Origin of the sequence: Fortiea contorta PCC 7126 (assembly GCF_000332295.1) — a bacterium.
GTDB classification, from domain to species: domain Bacteria; phylum Cyanobacteriota; class Cyanobacteriia; order Cyanobacteriales; family Nostocaceae; genus Fortiea; species Fortiea contorta.
In genome coordinates, this window is record NZ_KB235930.1 from 3,684,710 (window position 1) to 3,708,897 (window position 24,188).

General features: G+C 42.6%; 21 protein-coding genes. 8 read left to right on the forward strand and 13 right to left on the reverse strand.

Going from position 1 to position 24,188, the window contains the following annotated elements; all coding sequences use genetic code 11:
- Positions 1 to 16 precede the first annotated feature (16 nt).
- Positions 17 to 1,273 (forward strand): vWA domain-containing protein, encoded by a 1,257-nt coding sequence (locus tag MIC7126_RS0116970; protein WP_017654360.1) that lies wholly within the window; start codon positions 17 to 19, stop codon positions 1,271 to 1,273.
- The gene (locus MIC7126_RS0116975) at positions 1,270 to 2,550 is read left to right on the forward strand and encodes a vWA domain-containing protein (RefSeq protein WP_017654361.1); all 1,281 of its coding nucleotides are present in this window, start codon (positions 1,270 to 1,272) and stop codon (positions 2,548 to 2,550) included. The genes MIC7126_RS0116970 and MIC7126_RS0116975 overlap by 4 nt, the downstream gene beginning before the upstream one ends.
- Here the strand turns inward: MIC7126_RS0116975 and MIC7126_RS31320 are convergent.
- From MIC7126_RS31320 to MIC7126_RS0117010, 8 genes are all read right to left on the reverse strand, one after another.
- The gene (locus MIC7126_RS31320; protein WP_169330799.1) at positions 2,539 to 2,676 is read right to left on the reverse strand and encodes a hypothetical protein; all 138 of its coding nucleotides are present in this window, start codon (positions 2,674 to 2,676) and stop codon (positions 2,539 to 2,541) included. The genes MIC7126_RS0116975 and MIC7126_RS31320 overlap by 12 nt on opposite strands.
- Positions 2,677 to 2,713: 37 nt before the next feature.
- Entirely contained in the window at positions 2,714 to 4,063 is a 1,350-nt protein-coding gene (locus MIC7126_RS0116980) for a cysteine desulfurase-like protein (protein ID WP_017654362.1), read from the reverse strand.
- Between the two features lie 222 nt (positions 4,064 to 4,285).
- Positions 4,286 to 4,513 (reverse strand): addiction module protein, encoded by a 228-nt coding sequence (locus MIC7126_RS0116985; RefSeq protein WP_017654363.1) that lies wholly within the window; start codon positions 4,511 to 4,513, stop codon positions 4,286 to 4,288.
- 179 nt (positions 4,514 to 4,692) lie between these two features.
- On the reverse strand, positions 4,693 to 5,307 hold the full coding sequence (locus tag MIC7126_RS0116990; protein ID WP_017654364.1) for a PEP-CTERM sorting domain-containing protein: 615 nt from the start codon (positions 5,305 to 5,307) through the stop codon (positions 4,693 to 4,695).
- Between the two features lie 573 nt (positions 5,308 to 5,880).
- Entirely contained in the window at positions 5,881 to 7,047 is a 1,167-nt protein-coding gene (locus tag MIC7126_RS0116995) for a pyridoxal phosphate-dependent aminotransferase (RefSeq protein WP_017654365.1), read from the reverse strand.
- A gap of 113 nt (positions 7,048 to 7,160) precedes the next feature.
- Entirely contained in the window at positions 7,161 to 7,823 is a 663-nt protein-coding gene (locus tag MIC7126_RS0117000) for a CAP domain-containing protein (protein ID WP_026100332.1), read from the reverse strand.
- Between the two features lie 162 nt (positions 7,824 to 7,985).
- Entirely contained in the window at positions 7,986 to 8,336 is a 351-nt protein-coding gene (locus tag MIC7126_RS0117005; RefSeq protein WP_017654367.1) for a hypothetical protein, read from the reverse strand.
- Between the two features lie 248 nt (positions 8,337 to 8,584).
- Entirely contained in the window at positions 8,585 to 9,667 is a 1,083-nt protein-coding gene (locus tag MIC7126_RS0117010) for a class I fructose-bisphosphate aldolase (protein ID WP_017654368.1), read from the reverse strand.
- Between the two features lie 280 nt (positions 9,668 to 9,947).
- Between MIC7126_RS0117010 and MIC7126_RS0117015 the strand changes: the two genes are divergently transcribed.
- Positions 9,948 to 10,310: a hypothetical protein gene (locus tag MIC7126_RS0117015; RefSeq protein ID WP_017654369.1), complete on the forward strand. Its 363-nt coding sequence runs from the start codon at positions 9,948 to 9,950 to the stop codon at positions 10,308 to 10,310.
- A 177-nt stretch (positions 10,311 to 10,487) separates the two neighbouring features.
- Complete coding sequence (locus MIC7126_RS0117020; RefSeq protein WP_017654370.1) at positions 10,488 to 10,811, forward strand: hypothetical protein; 324 nt, start codon at positions 10,488 to 10,490, stop codon at positions 10,809 to 10,811.
- Between the two features lie 31 nt (positions 10,812 to 10,842).
- Here the strand turns inward: MIC7126_RS0117020 and MIC7126_RS0117025 are convergent, their stop codons facing one another.
- From MIC7126_RS0117025 to MIC7126_RS0117040, 4 genes are all read right to left on the reverse strand, one after another.
- Positions 10,843 to 12,492, reverse strand: coding sequence for an alpha/beta hydrolase (locus MIC7126_RS0117025; protein ID WP_017654371.1), 1,650 nt, complete (start codon positions 12,490 to 12,492; stop codon positions 10,843 to 10,845).
- Between the two features lie 131 nt (positions 12,493 to 12,623).
- Entirely contained in the window at positions 12,624 to 13,751 is a 1,128-nt protein-coding gene (hppD, locus tag MIC7126_RS0117030) for a 4-hydroxyphenylpyruvate dioxygenase (RefSeq protein WP_017654372.1), read from the reverse strand.
- Between the two features lie 404 nt (positions 13,752 to 14,155).
- Positions 14,156 to 15,220: a hypothetical protein gene (locus MIC7126_RS0117035; RefSeq protein ID WP_017654373.1), complete on the reverse strand. Its 1,065-nt coding sequence runs from the start codon at positions 15,218 to 15,220 to the stop codon at positions 14,156 to 14,158.
- A gap of 25 nt (positions 15,221 to 15,245) precedes the next feature.
- Entirely contained in the window at positions 15,246 to 15,578 is a 333-nt protein-coding gene (locus tag MIC7126_RS0117040) for a DUF565 domain-containing protein (protein WP_017654374.1), read from the reverse strand.
- Positions 15,579 to 16,079: 501 nt separating this feature from the next.
- On the opposite strand from MIC7126_RS0117040, the gene MIC7126_RS0117045 reads away from it, so the two are divergent.
- Positions 16,080 to 16,712 (forward strand): hypothetical protein, encoded by a 633-nt coding sequence (locus tag MIC7126_RS0117045; RefSeq protein ID WP_026100334.1) that lies wholly within the window; start codon positions 16,080 to 16,082, stop codon positions 16,710 to 16,712.
- 229 nt (positions 16,713 to 16,941) lie between these two features.
- Complete coding sequence (locus tag MIC7126_RS0117050; RefSeq protein ID WP_026100335.1) at positions 16,942 to 18,780, forward strand: ArnT family glycosyltransferase; 1,839 nt, start codon at positions 16,942 to 16,944, stop codon at positions 18,778 to 18,780.
- Between the two features lie 16 nt (positions 18,781 to 18,796).
- Here the strand turns inward: MIC7126_RS0117050 and MIC7126_RS0117055 are convergent, their stop codons facing one another.
- Positions 18,797 to 22,180 carry an ATP-binding response regulator gene (locus MIC7126_RS0117055; protein ID WP_017654377.1) on the reverse strand — a complete coding sequence of 1,128 codons (3,384 nt, stop codon included), beginning with the start codon at positions 22,178 to 22,180 and terminating at the stop codon, positions 18,797 to 18,799.
- An 842-nt stretch (positions 22,181 to 23,022) separates the two neighbouring features.
- On the opposite strand from MIC7126_RS0117055, the gene MIC7126_RS29485 reads away from it, so the two are divergent.
- Positions 23,023 to 23,604, forward strand: coding sequence for a hypothetical protein (locus MIC7126_RS29485; protein WP_017654379.1), 582 nt, complete (start codon positions 23,023 to 23,025; stop codon positions 23,602 to 23,604).
- Between the two features lie 256 nt (positions 23,605 to 23,860).
- Positions 23,861 to 24,175 (forward strand): circadian clock protein KaiB, encoded by a 315-nt coding sequence (gene kaiB / locus MIC7126_RS0117070; protein WP_017654380.1) that lies wholly within the window; start codon positions 23,861 to 23,863, stop codon positions 24,173 to 24,175.
- The last annotated feature ends 13 nt before the right edge of the window (positions 24,176 to 24,188 follow it).

Genomic DNA, 24,188 nt, shown 5'->3' on the forward strand with positions numbered 1-24,188 from the left:
GTAGGAAGCCTGGGTTATGAAGGTTAGCTTGCAGCCGTCTTTGAATGATGCTAATTTGGATGCCAATCAATTGAATTCTCAGCGTCAGTTGTCTATGGCGATTTCGGCAGTTGCTGAGACTTTAGACCGTCAAGTGCCTCTCAATCTTTGTTTGATTCTTGATCACAGTGGTTCAATGAATGGGCGCCCGTTGGAGACGGTAAAGGAGGCTGCAACTCGTCTGGTTGATCGTCTCAATCCAGGCGATCGCTTGAGTGTGGTAGTGTTCGATCACCGTGCTAAGGTTTTAGTCCCTAATCAAGTAATTGAAGATCCAGAACATATCAAAAAGCAAATTAATCGTCTCTCTGCTGATGGGGGAACGGCGATTGATGAGGGGTTACGCTTGGGAATTGAGGAGTTGGCTAAGGGCAAAAAGGAAACTGTTTCTCAAGCTTTTTTGTTGACTGATGGCGAAAATGAACACGGAAACAACGATCGCTGTCTGAAGTTTGCCCAGTTGGCTGCTGGTTATAATTTGACTTTGAATACTTTGGGTTTTGGTGACAACTGGAATCAAGATGTTTTAGAAAAAATTGCTGATGCGGCTGCGGGGACTTTATCTTATATTCAACGTCCTGATCAAGCTGTAAATGAGTTTGGGCGCTTGTTCACTCGTGTGCAAACGGTGGGTTTAACTAATGCTTATTTGTTATTTTCTCTTCAGCCCCAAGTGCGGTTGGCGGAACTCAAACCAGTGGCGCAAGTGGCTCCAGATACGATTGAATTACCTGTGCAACAAGAAGCAGATGGACGCTTTGCGGTGCGTTTGGGAGATTTGATGAAGGATGCGGAACGGGTAATTTTGGCTAATATTTATCTGGGACAGTTTCAGGAAGGTAGACAGGCGATCGCAAATGTGCAAATCCGTTATGATGATCCAGCCGCTAATCAGACTGGGTTGTTATCAACTAATCAACCTGTCTATGTTAATGTCACCCAGGCTTACCAACCTGCAACTAATCTCCAAGTCCAACAGTCTATCTTGGCTTTGGCTAAGTATCGCCAAACTCAATTAGCAGAGGCAAAATTACAGCAGGGCGATCGCGCTGGAGCAGCGACAATGTTGCAAACTGCAGCGAAAACTGCTTTGCAAATGGGTGATGCTGGCGCAGCGACGGTGTTACAAACTTCTGCTACTCGGCTACAAGCAGGCGAAGAGTTATCGGAAAGCGATCGCAAGAAAACTAGAATTGTCTCCAAAACAGTTTTGCAAGATACCCCCCGCCAATGAAAGTTAAATTACTGTCGGCGTTAAATGATACTAATATTGATGCAGCGCAATTGAATTCTCAGCGTCAATTGGGGATTTCTATTTCGGCGATCGCTGGTGAGCTTGACCAAAGTTTACCGTTAAATTTATGCTTGATTCTCGACCAGAGTGGTTCCATGCACGGACAACCAATTCAGACGGTCATTCAAGCTGTTGAGCGGTTATTGGCTCAACTCAAGCCAGGCGATCGTCTTTCGGTAATTGCTTTTGCTGGTTCTGCAACTGTAATTATCCCTAACCAAGTTGTCTATGATATTACCAGTATTAAATCGCAAATTCAGCAGCAATTGTCCGCTGGCGGTGGTACTGTGATTGCCGAAGGTTTGGCGCTGGGAATCACTGAACTAATGAAGGGGACAAAAGGCACTGTTTCCCAAGCATTTTTACTGACTGATGGACATGGCGAAACTGGCTTGCGAATTTGGAAATGGGATATCACTCCCGATGATAATAAACGCTGTTTAGAACTAGCTTACAGAGCAACTAGGTTTAATCTGACAATTAATACTCTCGGATTTGGTAGCAGTTGGAACCAAGATTTACTAGAAAAAATTGCTGATGTGGGTGGTGGAACTTTAGCTTATATTGAGCATCCAGAACAAGCGGTAGCAGAATTTAGTCGTTTATTTAAGCGCATTCAATCTGTGGGACTCACCAATGCTTATTTGCTCCTGTCCCTAGTACCGCAAGTAAGGCTCGCGGAACTCAAACCCATTGCCCAAGTGTCCCCTGATACCATTGAGTTACCCCTACAACCAGAAGCGGATGGACGCTTTGCGGTGCGCTTGGGAGACTTGATGAAAGATGAACAACGGGTAGTGTTAGCTAATATTTATTTGGGAAAGTTACCTTTAGGGGAACAACAAATTGGGCATTTGCAAATCCGTTATGATGACCCAGCTGTAGATAAGCAAAATCTACTTTCTCCCATTGTGCCAGTATATGCCAATGTGGTACAGCCCTATCAACCAGCTCTTGATTCCCAAGTGCAGCAGTCAATTTTAGCATTAGCTAAATATCGCCAAACTCAGCTAGCAGAGACGAAATTACAGCAGGGCGATCGCGTCGGCGCAGCTACTATGCTACAAACAGCCGCTAAAACCGCTCTGCAAATCGGAGACACCAGCGCAGCTACCGTGTTGCAATCTTCCGCTACCCGTCTCCAAGCCGGTGAGGAACTTTCAGAAGCAGACCGCAAGAAAACGAGAATTGTTTCTAAGACGGTTTTACAAGAATAATCTGTGGGGTGGTGGGGAGATGGGGTGATGGGGTGATGGGGTGATGGGGTGATGGGGGAAAATAAAGAATATATGCTTAGGCTTCCTATCTTCTCCTTCCTCCCACACCTCCCACACCTCCCACACTTCCTAGCCTCTAGTCTCTAGTCCCTTTAAAAAAAAATTACTCGTTGGCGATTTCTTTGATAGCTTGCAGCAGGCGGTTAATTTCTTCTACTGTGTTGTAGTGTACTAGCCCAATCCGCACTAAACCGCCCTTGGCTTCTACTCCTAATTTCTCAGTCAGAGCGATCGCATAAAAATGACCATGCCAAGCAAATATACCGCGATCGCTTAATTTTTGGGCGATACTGGCTGGGGTTTGTTCCCCTAGGCGAAATGCTACTGTTGGTGTCCGCCATGCAAAGTGTTCGGGGTCAATCATGCCATATATTTTTAAACCGGGAATTTCTAACAATCCCGCAATCAGTTTTTCGCTGAGTTCTTGTTCATATACTTGAATCGCAGACATTGCTGCTAATAAAGCCGCTCGGCGATGAGGATAAGCGGTGGAGGTTAAGTGTGTGGGTGTTTCTGGCGATGCGGGGATGCGGGGACAGCGGAAGGTTTCCCATTGTTCTGTGTGAGTTTCTAAAAACGCTGTCAGGACTTCGCTACTCACTGCAGGTGCGACACGACAACCAAGTTTTGCTAAGTAGTTTATTGCGGCTACTAAACCAGCTAAACCTTCATGGTTCAAGGTTCCAGTTTCCCAACGAGCGGGTACATCGTCTGGGGCTGGTTGCACTTTGTAAGGTTGTAACCGTGTCAAATGCTGGCGTTTACCATACAAAATGCCGACATGGGGGCCGAAGAATTTGTAAGCTGAACAGGCGAGGAAATCACAGTCGAGCGATCGCACATCAATAGGCCTGTGGGGGGTGTAATGGACGGCATCAACAAATACTAATGCACCCACGCTATGAGCCAAGCGCACCACCTCTGCCAGATCATTGATTGTCCCCACCGCATTCGATGCATACCCCACAGCAACTAACCGTGTCCGCTGATTAATTTGTTGTTTGAGTTGTTCTAAATTTAGGGTACAATTTTCGATATTTATATTTATAGTGCGAATTACTGTGCCTTTTTCTGCCAATGCACACCAAGGGGAAACATTGGCGTAATGGTCAAGCTCTGTAACAATAATTTCATCCCCTGGTTGCAGTTCCCGACCAATAGCTCGACTCAACATGAAGGTGAGGGTGGTCATGTTCGCACCAAACACTACTTCATCGCGATCGCAACCCAAGAAATCTGCACTCGCAGCACGAGCGGCGTTAATCACTGCATCTGTCCGCACGCTAGTAGCAAAAGCGCCGTGAGCATTGGCGTTTGATCTGACCAAATAATCACTCATCGCATCGAGTACAGAACCTGGAACTTGAGTACCACCAGGGCCATCACAAAAAATATCAGGTTGCGTCAGCGCCGGAAACTGAGCGCGTATCCATTTCAAATCAAAAGGTTGCATAATTATTTCTCAGACTACGCATTGACAAAAAGTATCATCCATGTCGGATTTTTTATCAATAGACCTGCCTTAAAAATAGGGAACGGGGAACAGGGAACAGGGAACAGGGAACAGGGAAAGAAATATTTTTATACCCTCCTTGTGAGTTTTACTCATGGAGTCTCTTGCATAAATCTTTTTTTATTTCACGCAAAAGCGATCGCACTAAAGTCTATTTGTAGGTCATTGAAAGAAGCCTAATCTTTGCTTGACTTCTTTCCAAGTTGAACCGGTCGTTGGATCTTGGTGATAACGTTCAAGTCGGCGATCGAGTTCCTGTTTGTGAGCATCAAACAGAGGTAGTTCGTCTTGCTGCTCACCGATGCTGTCCCAGAGGTCTTCAGCAAGTTGGATGCGTTCAGCAATGCTGAGTTGAGAGATTTCAACTTTGAGGAGAGGATGAGTACTCATAGCAGCAATTTATTGAGGTCGGTGCTTTGATTTTAAGCTGAAGTTCAGCGATCGCCCCTGACTAATCTACTCTGGTGTCAAGAAATTCAGAAGAGCGATCGCCACAAATATCATCAGATACCCGACTTTTTTAAAAAGTTGGATATCTGGACATTGCGTAACTAGCTAATCAACACTGTTTACACCTTTTGAGTAGCTTTTTGAGCTGCAGCTTTCTTTTTCAGCGCCATACCCACACCTGCAGCCACCAGAGTACCACCCACCGTCAAGGGTTCGGGGACGGGAGTAGAGGTAGCAGATATAGCGCCGATAAAGTTATTGGCATTACCAGCGGCGTTAAAAGTGAACTCTCCACTGGAAAAAGTGTTGTTCGTCGTCAGATTCCCGATTCCCACGAAACCTGTAGGGAATGCTAACTGCAGCTGAGTGTCGGAATCAGAAAATATCAAAAAATCCGAGTTCGAGCCGGATGGTTTTCCATTAATACCCGCAATATTCCCTGCAAGGGAACTACTATATGTTTTGAGAATGGTATTACTTGCATTCCGTAAATTAATCAACCAACTCGACAGACTAGCCTGACTCCCTGCGGAAACAGCTCCCCCTGAGTAGGAGTAAGTACCGTCAAAGGAACCGTTTTGTAACTGTACAGGCAATGCTGTTGAATTATTAACAGCTGTAGACGCAAATCTACCAGAAAGACTGAAATCTGCGGCCTTTGCGGAGGCATTTCCCACAGATGCAAGCAGGGCAAAACTAGCAGCAGCGGCTGCTAAAGAGCGGAGTAATTTCATATTGCTAGTGTTCTAGTATTGTGGGACAACAAGTAATAGTTAAAATTGCATGAATTTGGTAGCCTACTGCAAACATTTGTAGGGAATATCAGCTTTTTAGGTATAACTTTGTTGACGAATATACCTAAGAGTTACATCCTGCACCTTGTCACAGAGCGACTTGTTCAGTGTGATTGTTAGGTGTTTTGCCGTCCCAATCAGCACCTCACACCTTGCCCACTCTCAAGCTATGACGCTTACACAGTCAATGAGTGAGGAACATTAGATTTGAGATTAAGCAGGTTTAACCGCGCTTTTATTACAGCATTATTACATAAACGTTTATTAAAAAAAACACATACACTCGTCTTTATAGAAAAATTACAATTATGCTGTATGGTTAATAATTGAGGAATCCAATTTGATTTTTGAACAAATCTAAGTATCTGTAGTTAGGGCAATGCGTTCGCCAAAACCCTCGTAGGGGCGAACGGTTGTTCGCCCTCGGTCTTCACATGACAACGGTTGTTCGCCCTCGGTCTTCACATGACAACGTTTGAATTTTGAGCAAATGCCAAATGCGACAAATCGGTGCTAGATCCGGCTACGCACAAACTTATCCAATCTGTCAATCCCCTTTTGAATTGTGGTCAAATCTGTGGCGTAGGAAAGACGGATATTGTCATCAGCACCAAAGGCGACTCCGGGAATAACAGCGACTTGATGTGCTTCTAATAAGGCGTCGCAAAATTCTAGAGATTTCAAGCCGGTTTGGCTGATGTCAGGGAACAGATAAAAAGCGCCGTCTGGTTTGGCGGTTTTCAATCCGGGGATGGCGTTGAGTCCGTCTAACATAACTTGGCGTCGTTGGGCGAAGGCTTGACGCATTTGTTCCACGCAGTCTTGAGGACTTTCTAATGCAGCGATCGCTCCATATTGAGCAAAGGTACAAACATTAGATGTACTATGTCCTTGAATGGTACTGGCGGCTTTAATAATTTCCACTGGCCCAGCTAAATAGCCCAGTCGCCAACCTGTCATGGAATAACCTTTAGCAAACCCGTTGCTAATTAAGGTGCGGTCAAAAATTTCTTTCCCTAGGGAACCGATACTGACGTGTTCTGCTCCGTCGTAGAGAATCTTTTCGTAAATCTCATCAGAGACGACGAAGATATCTGCATCAACTACAACCTCAGCCAATGCGGCGATTTCCTCTGGTGTGTATACCATTCCAGTAGGATTGGATGGGGAGTTGAGGACGAATAATTTTGTTTTGGGGGTAATTGCTTGACGCAGTTGTTCGGGAGTAATTTTATATCCTGTGGAAGCGTCCGTACGCACAATTACTGAGACTCCACCTACCAGAGTTACCATTTCCGGATAACTGAGCCAATAGGGAGAGGGGATAATTACTTCATCACCGGGATCGATCAGGGCGACTATGAGGTTGTAGAGAGAATGCTTTCCACCATTGGTGACAATAACATTCTCTGGTTTATAGTCTAGACCATTATCAGTCTTGAGCTTACGGGCGATCGCTTCCCTTAATTTTGGTTCCCCTGCGGCTGGGCCATATTTGGTTTTCCCTTCATCTAAAGCCTTGAGAGCGGCTGCTTTGATGTGGGCTGGGGTGTCAAAATCCGGTTCTCCAGCACTAAAACTACAAACATCTATACCCTCTGTTTTCATCGCCTTAGCCTTGGCTGCGATCGCTAAGGTGATGGAGGGTGTTACCTGACTTACTCTTGCTGCCAGTTTCATTTTTGCTTTAGCAAATCTCTAACCTATTTAAGAATATCCCACAATCTTGATAGAGATTTGTCTTTTGAGAATTCTTTTATGGCATTTTTGAACGCAGTTGTGAAGTGGTTTATTTAATAGGCGAACATTTGCACTGCATAAATGCGACCATCTGTTCTAGTTACAATCCCGTAACCAAATTTGGTGTATTCGGCGGTGAGGAGGTTTTGACGATGACCATTGCTATACATCCAACCGCGTTGGAACTTTTCAGCTTCACCGTAAGTTAACCCTAAACCGCTGACGGTGCTTTTAACAATGTTTTCACCGATACCAAGACGGGGATTTCCACCAGATGCAAGATAGCGATCGCGGGGATTTTTGCCTTCAGGAGTGAGATGATCAAAATACTGGCGCTCAAGCATATCTTGCGCGTGGCGCTGGGCAGCTTGAGAAAGAATGGTATCCTCATTGAGAGACGTTAAATTGTTGATTGTGCGATCGCGGTTGACAAGTTCTAGGGCAAATTGCCTTAATTCAGATAAAGAGCGTGATTGTTCAGCCGTCCAAATTGTCGCTTTTGGTTTGCCTATTTTCCAGTCTTTCCCACCTTCACCGTTATAAAGACCAAAATTCAAAATTTTATCTGGTGAAAGTTCGCTCCAAAAATAGTTAATATCTAATGGATGACCTCTTAATGCTTGATTAATAAACTGGCTGCTTGGTTTAGCCAGCAAAAGCAGCATTAATAGCAGTACATATCTCCACCAAACGGTAGTTTGATTCTTGGTCTTCATTTTATTACTCTGGGATTAGTAATGCACTGGATGTAAAATGACTACTACACTGGTGGATTGCTAAATTTCGTGAAATAATTAGTTATATTTTCCTACAACTGACATACAAAAAAGGTGAGCAACGCCCACCGCAGTTTGTCGAAATCTAGCGTCAAAAGATTTTTAGCGCATGTTTTGCCTAGTTTCAGATCTAAAGTCTCTAGGAACTGCTTCGCCCGGTCTTACTCCACTATCAAGATAATCGTCATGTGTTGCTGGCGTTGTTCTGATAATTCTTTCGTGTCTTCTATCTCTTGTAGAATAGTAAGGTTTTGCGTGCTCACTGATTGCTATATGACGTTCTTTTGTGGAGTAATAAGGCTGGTTGATTTCTGTTCTATGGTCTTTATTTGTATAATAACCATCTGCCTGGGCTGCAGTTGTGGGTAAAGTAATTAGCCAGACTAAACTAGCTAAAATGACGATAGTGATTTTGTGATGCAATTGATGGAATATTTTCTGAATTTTTAACATTGATAAAATGCCCCATTCTTTAACCTACAGATATCTGAATGCTAAAAAATTATCATGGGGCTAACGTCTTCCTCTAGGCTGGTTAACTATAAATAGTTGCACACAAATAAATATCACTTGTGGGAGTCGAGAAGAGGAGAGCCAGTGCGGTGGACTGGTTTACACTTCACTTTCAATTAAAAAAGGGGAGTGTATTTGTGGCGATCGCTACGCAGACACTCCCCCGTTGTCAGATTGATTCGATCAAGTTAAGCGATCGCTATATCTGGAGACAAGTAAACATCCTGGATCGCATGAAATAACTTGACTCCTTCTGCAAATGGACGCTGGAAGGTTTTGCGTCCAGAAATTAGCCCTGTACCACCAGCGCGTTTGTTAATTATGGCGGTGCGGATGGCTTCTGCGAAGTCATTTTTACCAGAGGCGCCTCCAGAGTTAATTAAACCCGCACGTCCGCAGTAGCAGTTGAGGACTTGGTAACGAGTCAAATCGATGGGGTGGTCTGTGGTTAAATCTGTGTAAATTCGTTCGTTGGTTTTACCGTAACTCTCACCCAGAGCTTTGGTTACTGCTGCATAACCGTTGTTATTTTCGGGTAATTTTTGTTTAATAATATCAGCTTCGATGGTGACACCCAGATGATTTGCTTGTCCTGTGAGGTCAGCGGCGAGGTGATAATCTTGGTCTTGTTTAAAATTGCTGTTCCGTAGATAGCACCAGAGGATTGTCACTAAACCTAGCTCGTGGGCGCGTTTAAATGCTTGGCTGATTTCTTGAATTTGTCTGGTAGACTGTTCTGAGCCAAAATAAATTGTCGCACCTATGGCGACTGCACCTAAATTCCAAGCTTGCTCTACATCTGCAAACAATACTTGGTCAAATTGATTAGGCGCGGTGAGTAATTCGTTGTGATTGATTTTGGCGATAAAGGGGATTTTGTGGGCGTATTTACGCGCCACACTACCTAATACGCCCAAGGTTGTAGCGACCGCGTTACACTCAGCAGCGATCGCTAGTTTGATAATATTTTCAGGATCAAAATAAATTGGATTCGGTGCAAATGACGCACCTGCAGAGTGTTCAATTCCTTGGTCTACCGGGAGAATCGAGAGATAACCAGTATTCGCCAATCGACCATGACCATATAGTTGCTGGAGATTGCGTAATACTTGCGGATGGCGATCGCTGTTAATCCAAACGCGATCGATGAAGTCTGGCCCTGGTAAATGTAGCAAATCTTTGGAAACTTTAGCTTTGTAGGTGAGTAGGTCTTCTGCTTCTTTACCTAGCAGTGACTCGATAGAACTACCTTCTAAAAGCGTTGCAGTCATGATGTTTTCCTCAAAATCTGAGTAAATGACCTCGCTTTTAAGATAGCATTTTTACCATTTTTAGACTGAGTTTATGGAAAAAATGACAAGTTTAATCGGTAAACTTTATTCACATCGACAAACTTAACAAAGTACTATTATTACCTGAGACAAACCTGAGAATCTGCTAAGTTTCTTTGAGGGATAAATTCATAAAAATTATGGCTAAGTTTCAATAGGCTCTCAGTCCTGGCTGAGATACTGCGGGTATTGAAAATTCATCAAATACCAGGAAGCTCAAATGAAAGTTACCCCGATACTCGCTAGTCTAGCGATCGCTGGTTTTGTTACCGTTTGGGATGCACCATTAAAAGTAATTAATCCTTCATTAGTTCAAGCTTCAGCCGCAGAAGAACCATCACCCGCACAAAAAATCTCGCTCATTACAAAAAACAAAGGTCAAATTGGTGGTGGTGATCAACTGCGTCGCTTCTTTTATGGAGATTTAGATCCAATTGGTATCCAAGTCGGTGGAGCAGGTCATGTAGTTAACCTTTACAATAAAGCCAATGATGTTACATTCTCTTATTGTTCACACTATGATGTAGTTGTTGCTGTCAAAAAAGGCAAAATAGCTAAGTTTGAACCCAACGAAGTCAAGTAATATCAACTGCATCATCAATCATAAATATACCCGAAAATCAATGTGGAGACGTAGCTTTGCTGCGTCTCTACAAGTTTATGATTCAATCTAAAATTGATAATATTATCCAGACAATTTTCCGGACATAAGAAAATAAAACAGAAGAGAACTTTATAGTCAGTCTGTCGGACAAAACTCATGGAAATGCCCCAGCGCGTATCAATTCGCTATAAAGATAAATCTTACAATATCAGTGAGATACGCTTGAAAACCTTCCGACTTGGGTTGCAATTATGGGACGAACAAACTAAACCTAAAAAAACCGAACTTTACGAATTTATCTCCTCTTGTTTAAAACAAGTAGACCGCCAAGACCGTTTCATTTTCTCTCTACTATTCATGGAATTATCAGACCTCATCCGTGATTCTGCTTTTGATAGGTCAATGAAAGAAGATTTGCTCAAAACAGCTTTTAGGGAATTTGCATGTGCTGTAGCCGATTTTGAGGAATCTGCGAAATAACAAATAACACCATTTTCCGTCTCTATAACTATTACTTTTGTGTATATTGCTTGAGCAATTGTTGTGCTTGCGGGGGAATCTCAGTAATTGAACGGATGGGAAAAGCTTCGGTGGAAGCAAGTTGAGCGTAATCTGGTGTGAGAAAGGGCGCGTATTTATCGGCTTCTGGGGTCATTTGTGCTGCAAATGCTAACGTGATCGCTTTAACATATTTGCGGACGTCAACTGCTTTGTCACCGACTATTTCCCCACCAAAAAAAGGTGTGTTTGCTTGTCCTTGTTGATCCATGGTGGTGCTTGGGTCTTTGACGCTCAGATGAGTGCTTCCCAGGATACCGACTAGCCATTTGGGTGAAGGGAGTTTGGCGAATGCGATGATCTGTTCTGACAAAGCTGGGGTGGTTTTATCTGCAGAACTTGCCAAGATGAGAGTAGGTACTTGCACTTTTGTCAAGCCAGTTTCTCCAAATGTCAGAGAAGTTGTGGGACTCAGAGCGATCGCTCTTTTCACCCTAGCATCCCGCAACTGATAGTTATTTTCTGGTAGTTCTTGGGCGCCACATTGAATAGTTTCCCCAAAACTCAGTGTGGTGACTTGATTTTTGCAGCGTTGTTTGAGGCGTTCTAGTTGTATTTCGGCGCCGGCGATCGCTAAGGCTGTTCCACCACCAAAAGAATAACCCAGTACCATGACGTTATTTGTAGCCAGTTTCCCTTGTAGGGGATGATTGGGTGTTTTTTGAATTTTTTCTAGTTCATCGAGGACAAAGCTGACATCTTGGGGACGATCTAAAACTTCTTGGGGTTTTAGGAGTCTGGTTTTATTTTGAAATCCTGAGTTGATACTGGTGCTATTGCTCCCAGGATGTTCTAAAGTTACTACTGCATAACCGTGGGATGCAAGATGTTCTGTGAGGTAGCGCAGGTCTGTACGCACTGAACCAAAGCCGTGACTGTAAACAATGACAGGTTTTTCAGAATTAACTGCAGTTGACCAATAAATATCTACAGGGATGTTACGGGCGCGTTTTTGGTCATTCAATTCTAAATTCAAGACTTTGACTGCAGCGCTTCCGGGTAAACTGGGGTCAAAGGAAAAAGCAAGTTGGGGTTTTTGTGGGGCGAATAAGGGAGCGATCGCCAGCATAAACTGTTGCGTCACCCAAAAACCTGTATTCAAAGTTCTCGCAACTTTCAATGCTTGCGGTACGTTAATTTCTAAGCGTTTACTCGGATAAGACGCGATAAAATTTAGTACAGAAAGACCCTCTGGTTTGCTAGCACTCAAAACAAAGCCGGCTCTCAAAGCTTTCGCGCCCGCATTATCTTTGCGGACTACAGCTGTAGCTAGGTCATTGAGAATCGTTGTCCCAATCTGAGTATTGAGCAATCGACTAACTGTGACAACATTTATAGGTATTCTCGCTCTTAACATCCCCAGCACGAAATCTCTTTGTGATGCAGATAAATTTTTAGTGTATAAATCCAAACTTTTAGGAAATTTTCCTGTTTCCGCTACAGTTTGTAAATCGCTCACAGGAATAGAATCTGCAAGAGGCCCAAATCGCAGTACAAGTGTCTCAGCAGCTTGTACTGATGTTTGTTTACCAAAAACCTGTGTGAGTACAAGGGCAAAAAATAGCCCTTTGATCACCTTGATACTTCTCCGGCTACCTACCATGAACATCTTCCTTTAGGATGCTTAGGGGAATATAGCCGATATTCGTGTATTTAGCTACCCTGTTCACTAAAAATTAAGGAATAAAAAAAACGTCTTTCCCCAGCCCCTCACCCCTAACCCCTTTTAAAAACTCACAAATTCCCACGGGTAGACTGTTCTCGCTCGATGGCTTCAAATAAAGCTTTAAAATTACCGTTACCAAAACCTTGTGCGCCTTTGCGTTGAATTATTTCTATAAAAAATGTTGGTCTAGTTACTAACGGTTTAGTAAATATTTGTAGCAAATAACCTTGCTCATCCCAATCTAGTAAAATTCTCAACTCTTTTAAGAGATTGATATCCTCATCAATTAAATGAATATATTTTTGTAAATTTTCATAGTAAGTATCTGGTGTTTCCAAAAACTCAATACCGCTGTTACGTAATTCTTTAACTGTTTGGATAATATCATGACTTCTGAGGGCGATATGTTGAACACCTGGGCCATAATGAAAGTCTAAGTATTCTTGAATTTGTGATTTTCGCTTTCCTGGGGCTGGTTCATTAATGGGGAATTTAATTTTTCCAGTTTGGTTTTGCAAAACTTTTGATGTTAGAGATGAGTATTGAGTTGATATGTCATCACTGCTGAATTCTTGCTGCTGTTGGAAATCTAAAATTGTGCGATAAAAATTAGCCCAGATATCTAATTTTCCTAATTCGACACTCAACACAATATGGTCAATTTCCGTCAAATTAGTTGCTATGGATAAAGGCAAATTTGGCAGAGAATGATATTCTGGTGAAAATTCTTGGTGGTGATGGCGTTCTATAAACGAATGATTTAAGTCGCCGCTATAACTAGCGATCGTTGCTTTGACAATACTGCTGTTTTTTCCTTTCAATAGAGTTGGGGACATAATTGCTTTGGCTCCCCGTGTCACAGCGGTATGAAAACAAGTTAAAGCATCATCAACTAATAAAGCAATATCATACACCCCGTCACCATGTAATTTTACATATTCAGCGATCGCCCCATGTGGTGTGAGTGGAGAAGTGAAAATAAAGCGAATATCAGATTGTTGGACAACAAACGAGCTGCGATCGCGCACACCAGTTTCTAAGCCAGCATAGGCAATAAGTCGAAAACCAAAGGTTCTACAATAAAAATGAGCCGCTTGTTTTGCATTTCCGACATAAAATTCTACATAATCAATTTTTTGCAGTTGAATTGAGATGTCATTTTGTAACTGGAATGATTGATTTCCTGTGATTTGCATAGTATTTATTCAATTTGAATTCATAGCTGTCGCCAAGTAGTTTAGAACATAAATCGAATCTAAAACCAAAATACCAAGCGACCCTGTTAAGAGTTTCCTATCCCCTGCTATATATGAATAATTCGTAATTAAAATTTCTTCACTCCATTAAGTAGAAATTAACGACAAGATAAGAGTTGCAAGTTACTTGAGTAAAAATTGCAATTTTTATCCAGCTTAATTAAATTTTGTATCATTTTTTGCCCCATTTGGGAATGATCCTGAGGATAGGTGGCAAAAAATTTGAGCAAGTGTATTGAGTTATACTAATTCCTGAAAATAATAGAACAGATCAACAAGAGCCACCCTTCATCCTTCATCCTTCATCCTTCACCCTTCACCCTTCACCCTTCAGACTTCAGACTTCATCCTTCAGACTTCATCCTTTCTCTTGGTGTGTAAACTTGACCAAAGCTGTGATCGAGCGCAATCTCAATCACTAAATCAACTGCTGTGGGATCTTGGATGAGGGGTTTGATGAATAATTCTGGGTGTAGCGATCGCCAAAAATAGTTGACAAATTCTTTTATTTGTGCATCATTCATCCCGGTTTTTCCCGATGCGATCATTTTTTGCTCTGCTTGTTTGCGCCATTCCAGAGAACAGCGATAATCGTTAGGGTTGAGCACGATTAAGCTATCTAGTTGTGCCCACAGGGGTAGATAATCCTGGAGTTGACGATTCATATCGCGGGCAAATTCGCGGTCTGCATTTGTGATAATTGGTGGGGGTGCGGTGTTGAAAGCTTCCACAGGGATGGGACGCACACCCACAAACCAACCTTCAAACAGGAGAATATCGACATCTGCAAAGGTTTCTGGAGTGGTGCGATCGCCCGCACCTTTATAAGCAGATTTATCAAAGCGGGGGATAGTTACTGGGCTTTGGCTTTGGTGGATTTGCTTGAGTAAATTTAAGCCCAAGTCTACATCGTGGGTTCCCGGAGGGCCACGCCAAATTAAGCGGCGATCGCGCTGCATTAAAACTAGGCGATCGCTATAAGTTTTATATAAATCGTCTAAGGATAAACTGGCGGTAGCGTACCCCAAGTGCTGTAAAATCAAAGTCAGTGCCTGACACATGGTGGTTTTACCTGTGCCTTGTCCACCGAGAATTCCTTGAATCAGCGGTTTTCCTAAGCTTTGACGATTCGCTGCTAATCTCATTGCTAAAGGTAGCCACAGATCCCACAAAACCGATAGCATATTTTGGGTCGGGAGTGAGAGAGTAGTTTGGCAAAATTGGTGGAATTTTGGCAGGAATGACTGGAGTAATTGCGATCGCTTGTAGAGAACTTGATCTACATTCTCTCGTGTAATTGCGAAGGCTTGCGTCCGCAATTGGTCAGCTAAGGCTGCTTCCCGCGCTGACTTGAGCCAAGTTTCTACAGCTACATCAGTTACTAAAAGTTCACTCAACCATGAATTCATCACTCAGACCTTCCTCCATCTCGCCTCAAGAACCTAACTTAAAGGCTTCAATAAACAGACTATAGGTAAAACCTACCTTCAGCAAATTTAGCGCCTCCACCCAGAGCGATCGCTTAGATAAAAAGCCGCGACTATAAAATATCCTACTGCTAATTTCTGTCAATAATACTAAAAATGCGGCGACGACAATATCCAACTCTGCTTTTTGTCCCGCCGTAGTTGACACTGCTGTTCCCAGAAAAAACCCAAATAAGAAACTGATAATCTGTAGCGACAACCGCCGCCAAGGATTAGCAAACCATTGTCCCAAACGCCCAGCCACAGTGTCGAGCAAATTATTTATACGGGTGTTTTGCATATAACTACCTGGATAATGAATTGATTAAAGTCAAATGGGGGCTACTCTGGCTTGTTTTCTACCCACGGTAGTGAATGTAGGCAGAAAATTTAATATTTAGATAAAAATACATTGATTCATGTATAACTTGTACTACAAATATCTCTTTTGTATCTGATCAATTTATCTAAAAGAGATATAAATTAGCCAGCATTGATAAATATGAATTGTAGGCAAATTGTGCATCTAATAGATACATATTTATACCCTGATTACAGTTGCAATTGCCGATATCAAAAAAACTGCTGATCTTTTCTACCGACACTAATAATTACTTTGAGATTAATAGAGAGAGTGTTAATTTGTGGCAATATACTCTCTACTAGATGCAATTTATACTGTATTACGCGTCTTAATTTGAGCACAACCCTAGAGTCACCAAGTTTCTTTTACTGTCCTTGCAAATAATAGGCTAGTATTTGGTCAAGCCTACACAAATTTTTATTCCTAACAGCTTTCAATATGAAGTCGTCGGTGTATCGTCACGCTGCTGTTCTCGCTTGTTCATTGGCAGTATTGGGTTTACTAGTTGGGTGCTTGGAAATGAAAGTTGCTTTTGAAGCGACAAATCCAGATACCACTTCTCCAGCGACAAGCGAAACCTCTTCCTTTGCCAAAAATCAGCCGTCAGCAGTTTCTCAAGAAACAGTCAGTGCGGCCAATGTCTCTAATTCCACCAGTAACCAAACTCACCAAATCAAAGATAGTGAGAGCAAAAACACTGCTTTGGTAACATACAATCAACAATCAGCTAAAAATGCTCAGGCGTGGGGTACTCTACGGATGATTAATCAAACAAATCAGCCCGTAAGATTAGCCCTACTGGCGCGACAGTCAGCGGTGAAAGGATCTACCACTATTCAAAATAGCCATAATATCCCCGCACATTGGGACTTTGCACCTAAAGAAGGTAGCGAGCGCGGGTTGCTGTTATCTCTGCCTAACGGTAATTTAAAGCTAGAAAAGGGAGATATTTTAGTCGCCTTTGCCCAGGACGGTTCACGCCGCTACTGGGGGCCATATGTTGTCGGCGAAACATCTCTACCTCGATGGAATTCGCCAAACAAAGAATGGCAATTGGTGCTTGATCAGTAGATATCTGGCTATTTGCCGTGATTTCTGGAATGATTGAGATGGTGAGGTAGAGGTGTATTGATTTTAGCAAAAATTAAATAGCAGCCTGATATCAGAAAATGAATGTAGAGACATTGCTGTTGCTTCGTCTCTACACTGACTGTTTCCTGGTGTGTGGGAAGTATACAAGACGAAGAACAAAACATCAGCAAGCAACGACTATTGATTATTGACTATTGACTGATAAATAATGAAGATGAAATTCAGTATCCCAGGTGCTGTTGAGCGGTGGTTCGACAATCTAGTGAAACGTCCAGTTTTGGCTGTGATTGTCTCAATTTTCTGGATACTGCTCACTGCTTGGATTGCTTTTGGGTGGCATTTGGGCAATATTGGTTTAATAGATGAAACAGAGCCACTGTTTGCTGAGGCTTCCCGTCAAATGTTGGTGACAGGTGACTGGATTACTCCATATTTTAATGGTGAAACTCGGTTTGATAAACCAGCGCTGATTTATTGGTGTCAAGCGATCGCTTATGCAATTATAGGAGTGAATGAGTGGGCGGCGCGTGTCCCTTCAGTTTTCGCGGCGATCGTTGTTATGGGTCTAGTTGCATACACACTGCACTGGTCTTTGTCAAGAGCAGATCAGTTAGAGCAAGTATCGCGCCCAGCGCGGCGCTACCTCACCGCAGCGACTGCAGCAGCCATGACAGCATTGAATCCAGAAATGATTGCTTGGGGAAGAACTGGTGTGTCTGATATGCTCCTCACCGGTTGCATCGCTTCTGCATTGCTGTGCTTTTTCTTAGGGTACGCCAGCCAAGAACAGACAAATGAGAATAATTCTCTATTGCCAAATAAATGGTATTTAGCTTGTTATGTGCTCATTGCTGCCGGCATCTTAACCAAAGGCCCCATCGGCATCGTCTTACCTGGGTTAATTATCGGCGCATTTGTGCTGTATTTGGGCAAACTCAGGGAAGTTTGGCGAGAAATGCGCGTGCTGTTGGGTTTGTTAATAATTTTAGTTTTATCAGTTCCTTGGTATGCGTTAGTTATTTGGCGCAACGGTTGGGATTATATTAACTCCTTTTTTGGTTATCACAACGTAGAACGATTTACTGAAGTAGTTAATGGGCATTCAGCACCTTGGTATTTTTACTTTATAGTCGTGCTGTTGGGCTTCACCCCATACTCAGTTTACCTGCCAGGAGCGATCGCCGGACTGCAAATTTGGCGTCGCCAGCACTGGTTGAGTCGAGAGCGTTCTCAACAATTAAGTTTATTTGCAGGTTTTTGGTTTCTTGGTGTTTTCGGCTTTTTCACCATCGCTGTCACCAAACTTCCCAGCTACGTTTTACCATTAATGCCAGCTGCAGCAATTTTAGTCGCACTGTTATGGAGCGAGCAATTAAAACCGACAAGAACTCTGGCTCACAAAATCTTTTGGGCGAGTGGTTGGGCGAATGTCGTCTATTTATCAGGGCTAGCAGTAGCACTATTTAATTTATACCGGATATCGGGTAGCGATCCCGCCGCACCCGACATTTTTCTATTAATTCAACAATCAGGTTTACCGGCTTTAGGGGGTTGGATTTGGCTGATATGTGCGATGATTATTGCAGCTTTATTAGTAGTTAGGGGTAAGAATTGGCTATTTGGCGTCAATTTGCTAGGATTTGCGGCATTTTTCATTGTAGTTTTGATGCCTACCTTGTTTTTATTAGACGAACAACGTCAGCTACCATTAAGAGAATTATCTGCGATCGCTGTACAAGCACAACAACCAAACGAAGAATTTATCATGGTGGGCTTTAAAAAACCCAGCGTCGCCTTCTACACCCGCAAACATGTAAACTACTTACAAGCGCCAGAAGCTGCAGTAGACCATATCCAAAATCAAATCAACAAACAAGTCAAACCCCCCTCACTACTCGCCTTAGCTGAACAAAGCATGTTTGTGAAAATGGGTTTACAGCCGGAAGAATACAAATTTTTAGCCAATAAAGGAGCTTATTCCTTAATTAGAGTTCCTTTAAAAAAAACTAAAAAGCCAAAATTAGACATATCATATCAGGCACGGTAATTCCTCTGTTTCCCTACTACTGACGCCGGCGATTCGCCACAAGAGCCTGATTCACCTGAGTCAACAAATCTTCCATGGAAATCGAGCGAGGTAAAATTTGGGCGCAGATAGCGCTAAAAACAGTTTCTATCGACTCCAAGCGATTTTTATTTGACTTGTCAATTTCTCTTGGGGAAATTGTCGCAGTTGAATTTGCACGCTGGTCGAGGATTAAAATTGGTGGGAGATGGAAAGGTGAATCGGCTAGTGCTTTCATCGCTTTGAGTACTTCTTTGTGAATCGCCGATTCTCCTAAACAAATCAGCAATAAATCTACACTTTGGTGGCGAATTTGCTGTAAGACTTCAGCCCAACACCCACTCATTGCGGCTTTAAAACCAGCTGTCTGCAGATACTGAATTAAAGCTTGGAACCACTCAGAACCTCGTTGAGGAGTTTCTCCATCGTCTAGAGAACTTTTTTCTGAACCATAAACTTTTGCTCGCCTACGTTTTGCTTGCGGCAAATCCCGTAGCATAGTTACATCTACCACTAAAATACTGGGTGGACAGCAAACACCAGCAGCAATTTGTAAAACTGATAATAAAGCATCTGTTTGAGCGCAGCTATTGCTATCATCTTTACCCACTGCTTTTAAATAGGGAAAGACCGAAAGTCCGGGGATTTGGGAAGCTGCTAGGGTAGTTGTCACATCGCAAGTCACTAACGGTAGACCTGCTAAACGCGGATGCTGGACGAGTTGATGCAGATAAACTTGTGCTATCTGAGATTCTACATCTAGCAAAATTACATCAAATTGCCAAACCCTCGCCAAGAGTTCTGCTTGGTCTAAATCGTCTACTTCAATTACTCGATGTTCTCGCAGTGAAGGATGGGGATTGATTGATTCCAATTCGGGATTAACTAATCTGAGAATTCGCAGCGGAATTTTTGTCAAGGAGACTTCACCAGAGTCTGTACCCGATGGCGAAATTGTCGGTACAGTACATAAAGTTTCTAGCAGCGGTACCAAGTTTTGATGCTGCACTGGTAAACTCAAGAAACCGTCAGATCGATTAGCAAAGGCTTGATCCTTTTCGGCTCCCGTTGCTGTCACTATCACCGGAATATGGCGAGTTGCTGGATCAGATTTGAGTAAGGTGAGCACATCCCAACCTGACAACAAAGGTAGTAATGGATTTAAGAATACAGCTTTTGGTTGCAGGCGACGAGCTTTTTCTACTGCTTCTGTTCCCGAACGCGCAATCACCACGCGATAACCTAAACCTTTGAGTTGCTCAGTCAAGTCTTCAACATAACGCGCGACCGCTTCGACTACCAACACTAATCTTTGTGAAGAAACAGGGTGATGTGGTGTGGAGGTATTGACATATGGACGATTTACTGGATTGTTCCTAATTTCTGCATTTTTAGTCTCTGCATCTATAGTTTCTTCTTCCTCCGGTTCGCTAAAACCAGTTTTTGGGGGACTAGGCGGTAGGAGCAGCGTGAATTGACTGCCTTTACCTTCACGTGATAAAAAACTGACATCGCCACCGTGGAGGCGCGCTAAGGCTCTGGTTAACACTAGTCCTAAGCCTGTACCTTCAAATTGGCGAGTCAGAGGATTCTCTAATTGTTGGAATTTTTGAAAGATTAAGTGTTGCTGATGTTCAGGAATACCGATACCTGTATCCCAGACAGTGAAAGCAATCCAGCCTTCCCAGCGACTGACGCGCAAGCCAATTTCCCCACAAGTTTCCGTAAATTTGAAAGCGTTAGAAAGTAGATGTACCAACATTTGCCGCAAGCGCAATTCATCCGCGACCATCTGGTCTAAGCTTGGTTCAATGCTCAGACTTAATTTTAATGACGATGGATGACTCGAATGTGGTTGACTAGTTGCTGTGGTTTTGGTAGTTTGAGAGTGCATAGCCTTCGCTTCTGATAAAGCGCGATCGCACACAGCACGAATTTGTAACGGGACTGGCGTCAGTTCCATCTGTCCTGTCTCCATCCTCGTCAAATCCAAAATGTCATTGACCACACTCATCAAATGGCGTCCGCTTTGATGAATCAGCCCTGCGTACCGGGCTTGACGCTCATTTAATTCTCCCAGTTGTTGGTCTACCAATAACCTAGATAACCCTAAAACTGCTGTCAGCGGTGTCTTCAGTTCATGACTGATACAAGCCAAGAACTCGTCTTTGAGGCGATTTAATTGAATTAAATCAGCATTTTTCGCAGCTAGTTCCTTACAAAGTTGCTGTTGTTCAGTCACATCAGTCGCTAACACCAGCCACACTTCACTGCTACATAGTCCTGTTTGGGTAGTATTCAGGGTAATTTTGGGTTCTGGTTGCAAAGCTAGAGGAATTTTAGCAAACTGCCAAATTCTTTCTTCACTATTTTCCATTTCCACAATACATGTGCAGGTACCCACTTGGCTGTCCCAGAAGCAGTGATTAGCCGCAGTAGCTGTGGAAGCTGGCTGTTCATGAGTATGATTCACAGGTAGTGTAACTGATGGTGTTCGCTGTGGTAAACCAGTTTGGTGGATAGCTTCGCCGCTGGAAGAGAAGTGTTGCTCTTGGGGATAAACTTTTAGCGGTGTAACTTGTTCTTCAAGGTTATGTCCTGTTTCCCCACTATGGGGTTGTACCTTAGCCGTTTGACGTGTAGGGTATCGTGCTTGTTTATTTTGTGTAGGCGCTAAAATCGCATCTACTTGCTTTCTAATGCCTTCTGGGTCTTTTAATACTCCCAATTGTTGACCCCAAGCTGGATTTTGGGCTACCACTTCACCACTAGCACTTTGCAGCATTAGAGGCCAAGGTAATCTTTCCAATAACTCTACCAGTGGCTTGTGGATGACTAATTGTTGTAAATTTGGCGAGTGCGTTTGTGAGTATAAAGCCGTAAACTCCTGGTGTGTATTCAAAGATAACCCTTGGTGTATCGAGTGGGGAGGATAAACTGTCCCAACAGCTACCCTCTCTTTTGCCAACAACCTCAACAACCGTAAGCTATCCAGCAGTCCTAAAAATTTACCATCAGCATCAACAAGTGCCCAATCTAAATTAGATTGAGTTGGGCTGGATTGATAGCGCCAGCGTAAACCAAATTGCGCCACACGCTCATTAGCTGGTATGGTTTGTATTGGAGCAATCAAAGCCGCACTAAAAATTGCCAGTGGCTGCTGCAAGTTGAGTAATTGATCACCATCCACTGTTGCCCAAAACTTATGCATAACATGGGCACAATACAGCAATCCTACCGGGCATTGCTGCTGATTTACCACCACCAAGCGATCGCACTGCTGTTGCTCAAAAATCTCCAGCACTGTTGCCAGAGTAGTTGTTTCTAGGCAAAACGGCACGCTTGCTAGAAAATCATAAAGCGGGTACTGTAGCGTTGACATAAGGCTTCGGGGGTCACTCTTGCTGTGGAAGCATCCGGCTTCACCATTGGCATTTGGACTAACGGTAATCACGCCTGAAGCAATATCCTCATACAAAGGCTCATATAATAAGTTCTCGTAACAATCTCAAATCCCATCACCACAATCGGCTATGCCATAAAAAATACTTAGTTAAGTCCACCAATTGTTTCAGCGATGCCTTCCACTTTTGCTGCATTGAACTTGGGGAAATTATCCTTGACAGCATTTACCTATTGTGGCAATTCCTCCTCAATAACAATAACTAAAACAATTATGGCCCTAAAGATTCGCTTTAGAACCTTGAGGAATTATAATGATTTAGAATGCCATAATCCTTCAAGTCCGTTTAAGTATCTTATCAAGGAGTCAAGCAAAAAAATATATATATAGATGGATATGCTTATACAAATCATCAACTAATTCACAGCACCCTCTAAGACTAACGCCACATCAATGATTGACTAGAAAAAGTGCTGAGTAAAAATACCAATCTCTAGCCCCAGCCTTTTTTTCTGCGTTGTTCTTGCTGCAGCGCTACACAGAAAAACCAAAGGAAGAGCCAACGTTATAGTTAGCCAGCCCGGTTTTACAGCTTTCCTTGTAGTAGCCATCTGCGTTAGTTTTGTCTGGGCTAAGAAGTCTGAAGTTCCACTAATCGTATCAGTTTGTTAAGTAATTGATACAAACAGTGAACATCAACAATTAACTCAGCGCAGACTAACGAGCATACTAGGCACTTCCACTAAGTTTAGAAGTTTTTATAAAACTTAATCAGCCCAATAAACTTCATCAGGGCGATGAAGGAGATGTATAAGCAATAAATGTTATTAACAAGAATAAATTTTCCCCTAAATGTTCAAAAAAATTTATATAACCAAGCCAACCTAGACACCAAGCAAAAATTGAGCACATGGCTGTGGAGTTTAATTAATAACACCACAATCAAATTGTACTTTCTACCTCCAATCGCCATCACCACCGCCAAAATCTATCAGATGTTGCAGTGGTTGCCACAAAACCTTAATGAAAACTTCACTCTTCAATATTGTTATGTGTTTGCTGGTCATGAGCCAAGACGCCAGGATTTTTTTCAACAAATGGACAAAGCAGAGCGCGATGCTTTGTTGCGAGAACTGAAATCTAACTACCAAGAAATTCTGATAAATTACTTTACTACCGACAAAAACCTAAAAGTAAAAATTGATAAATTTGTTAATGCGGTGTTTTGTGCTAATATTCCTGTGCCCCAAATTATTGAAATTCACATGGAAGTAATTGAAGAGTTTTCTAAACAACTAAGATTAGAAGGTAGAAGTGATGAGACATTGTTAGATTACCGTTTAACACTAATAGATATTTTGGCTAACTTGTGCGAAACATACAGGTGTTCAATGTATAAGTAGGCATCACCAACTGTATACACCAAAAGATACATGAAAAGGGACTAGAAGCTAGGGTCTAAGAGCTAGTATTCTTGACTTAACACTTACATCTGCAACCTTTTTTATGTAATTTATTAGTGATAAAATTCATCCAACAAGATAAAAATATCTTTTGTTCGCTCCCTCAACCATAGTCTCTAGCTCCTAATCCCTTTTTCTAGCTAGATTGAATGCATAGCCGTTCAAAATTGAATCTTCAAGTCTAGCGTGTATCTCTATGAATAAAACAAAGAAAACCTACGTTCTCAAGCTTTATGTAGCGGGGAATACGCCAAACTCAGTCCGGGCATTAAAAACACTAAAAAACATTTTAGATCAGGAATTTCAAGGTGTTTATGCCTTGAAAGTCATCGACGTTCTCAAAAGCCCACAGCTAGCAGAAGAAGATAAAATCTTAGCGACGCCTACATTATCTAAAATTTTGCCTCCTCCCGTTCGCAAGATTATCGGCGACCTTTCTGACCGAGAAAGAGTATTGATTGGATTAGACTTACTTTATGAAGAATTGAGCGAAGAAGATTGGGCAGAGTAGAATATCTAAGTAT

Excerpts from the sequence above, each read along its gene's own strand:
- MIC7126_RS0116970 (WP_017654360.1), top strand. The coding sequence starts at position 17 with ATGAAGGTTAGCTTGCAGCCGTCTTTGAATGATGCTAATTTGGATGCC.
- MIC7126_RS0116975 (WP_017654361.1), top strand. The coding sequence starts at position 1,270 with ATGAAAGTTAAATTACTGTCGGCGTTAAATGATACTAATATTGATGCA.
- MIC7126_RS0116980 (WP_017654362.1), bottom strand. The coding sequence starts at position 4,063 with ATGCAACCTTTTGATTTGAAATGGATACGCGCTCAGTTTCCGGCGCTG.
- MIC7126_RS0116985 (WP_017654363.1), bottom strand. The coding sequence starts at position 4,513 with ATGAGTACTCATCCTCTCCTCAAAGTTGAAATCTCTCAACTCAGCATT.
- MIC7126_RS0116990 (WP_017654364.1), bottom strand. The coding sequence starts at position 5,307 with ATGAAATTACTCCGCTCTTTAGCAGCCGCTGCTGCTAGTTTTGCCCTG.
- MIC7126_RS0116995 (WP_017654365.1), bottom strand. The coding sequence starts at position 7,047 with ATGAAACTGGCAGCAAGAGTAAGTCAGGTAACACCCTCCATCACCTTA.
- MIC7126_RS0117000 (WP_026100332.1), bottom strand. The coding sequence starts at position 7,823 with ATGAAGACCAAGAATCAAACTACCGTTTGGTGGAGATATGTACTGCTA.
- MIC7126_RS0117005 (WP_017654367.1), bottom strand. The coding sequence starts at position 8,336 with ATGTTAAAAATTCAGAAAATATTCCATCAATTGCATCACAAAATCACT.
- MIC7126_RS0117010 (WP_017654368.1), bottom strand. The coding sequence starts at position 9,667 with ATGACTGCAACGCTTTTAGAAGGTAGTTCTATCGAGTCACTGCTAGGT.
- MIC7126_RS0117015 (WP_017654369.1), top strand. The coding sequence starts at position 9,948 with ATGAAAGTTACCCCGATACTCGCTAGTCTAGCGATCGCTGGTTTTGTT.
- MIC7126_RS0117020 (WP_017654370.1), top strand. The coding sequence starts at position 10,488 with ATGGAAATGCCCCAGCGCGTATCAATTCGCTATAAAGATAAATCTTAC.
- MIC7126_RS0117025 (WP_017654371.1), bottom strand. The coding sequence starts at position 12,492 with ATGGTAGGTAGCCGGAGAAGTATCAAGGTGATCAAAGGGCTATTTTTT.
- hppD (WP_017654372.1), bottom strand. The coding sequence starts at position 13,751 with ATGCAAATCACAGGAAATCAATCATTCCAGTTACAAAATGACATCTCA.
- MIC7126_RS0117035 (WP_017654373.1), bottom strand. The coding sequence starts at position 15,220 with ATGAATTCATGGTTGAGTGAACTTTTAGTAACTGATGTAGCTGTAGAA.
- MIC7126_RS0117040 (WP_017654374.1), bottom strand. The coding sequence starts at position 15,578 with ATGCAAAACACCCGTATAAATAATTTGCTCGACACTGTGGCTGGGCGT.
- MIC7126_RS0117045 (WP_026100334.1), top strand. The coding sequence starts at position 16,080 with ATGAAGTCGTCGGTGTATCGTCACGCTGCTGTTCTCGCTTGTTCATTG.
- MIC7126_RS0117050 (WP_026100335.1), top strand. The coding sequence starts at position 16,942 with ATGAAGATGAAATTCAGTATCCCAGGTGCTGTTGAGCGGTGGTTCGAC.
- MIC7126_RS0117055 (WP_017654377.1), bottom strand. The coding sequence starts at position 22,180 with ATGTCAACGCTACAGTACCCGCTTTATGATTTTCTAGCAAGCGTGCCG.
- MIC7126_RS29485 (WP_017654379.1), top strand. The coding sequence starts at position 23,023 with ATGTTATTAACAAGAATAAATTTTCCCCTAAATGTTCAAAAAAATTTA.
- kaiB (WP_017654380.1), top strand. The coding sequence starts at position 23,861 with ATGAATAAAACAAAGAAAACCTACGTTCTCAAGCTTTATGTAGCGGGG.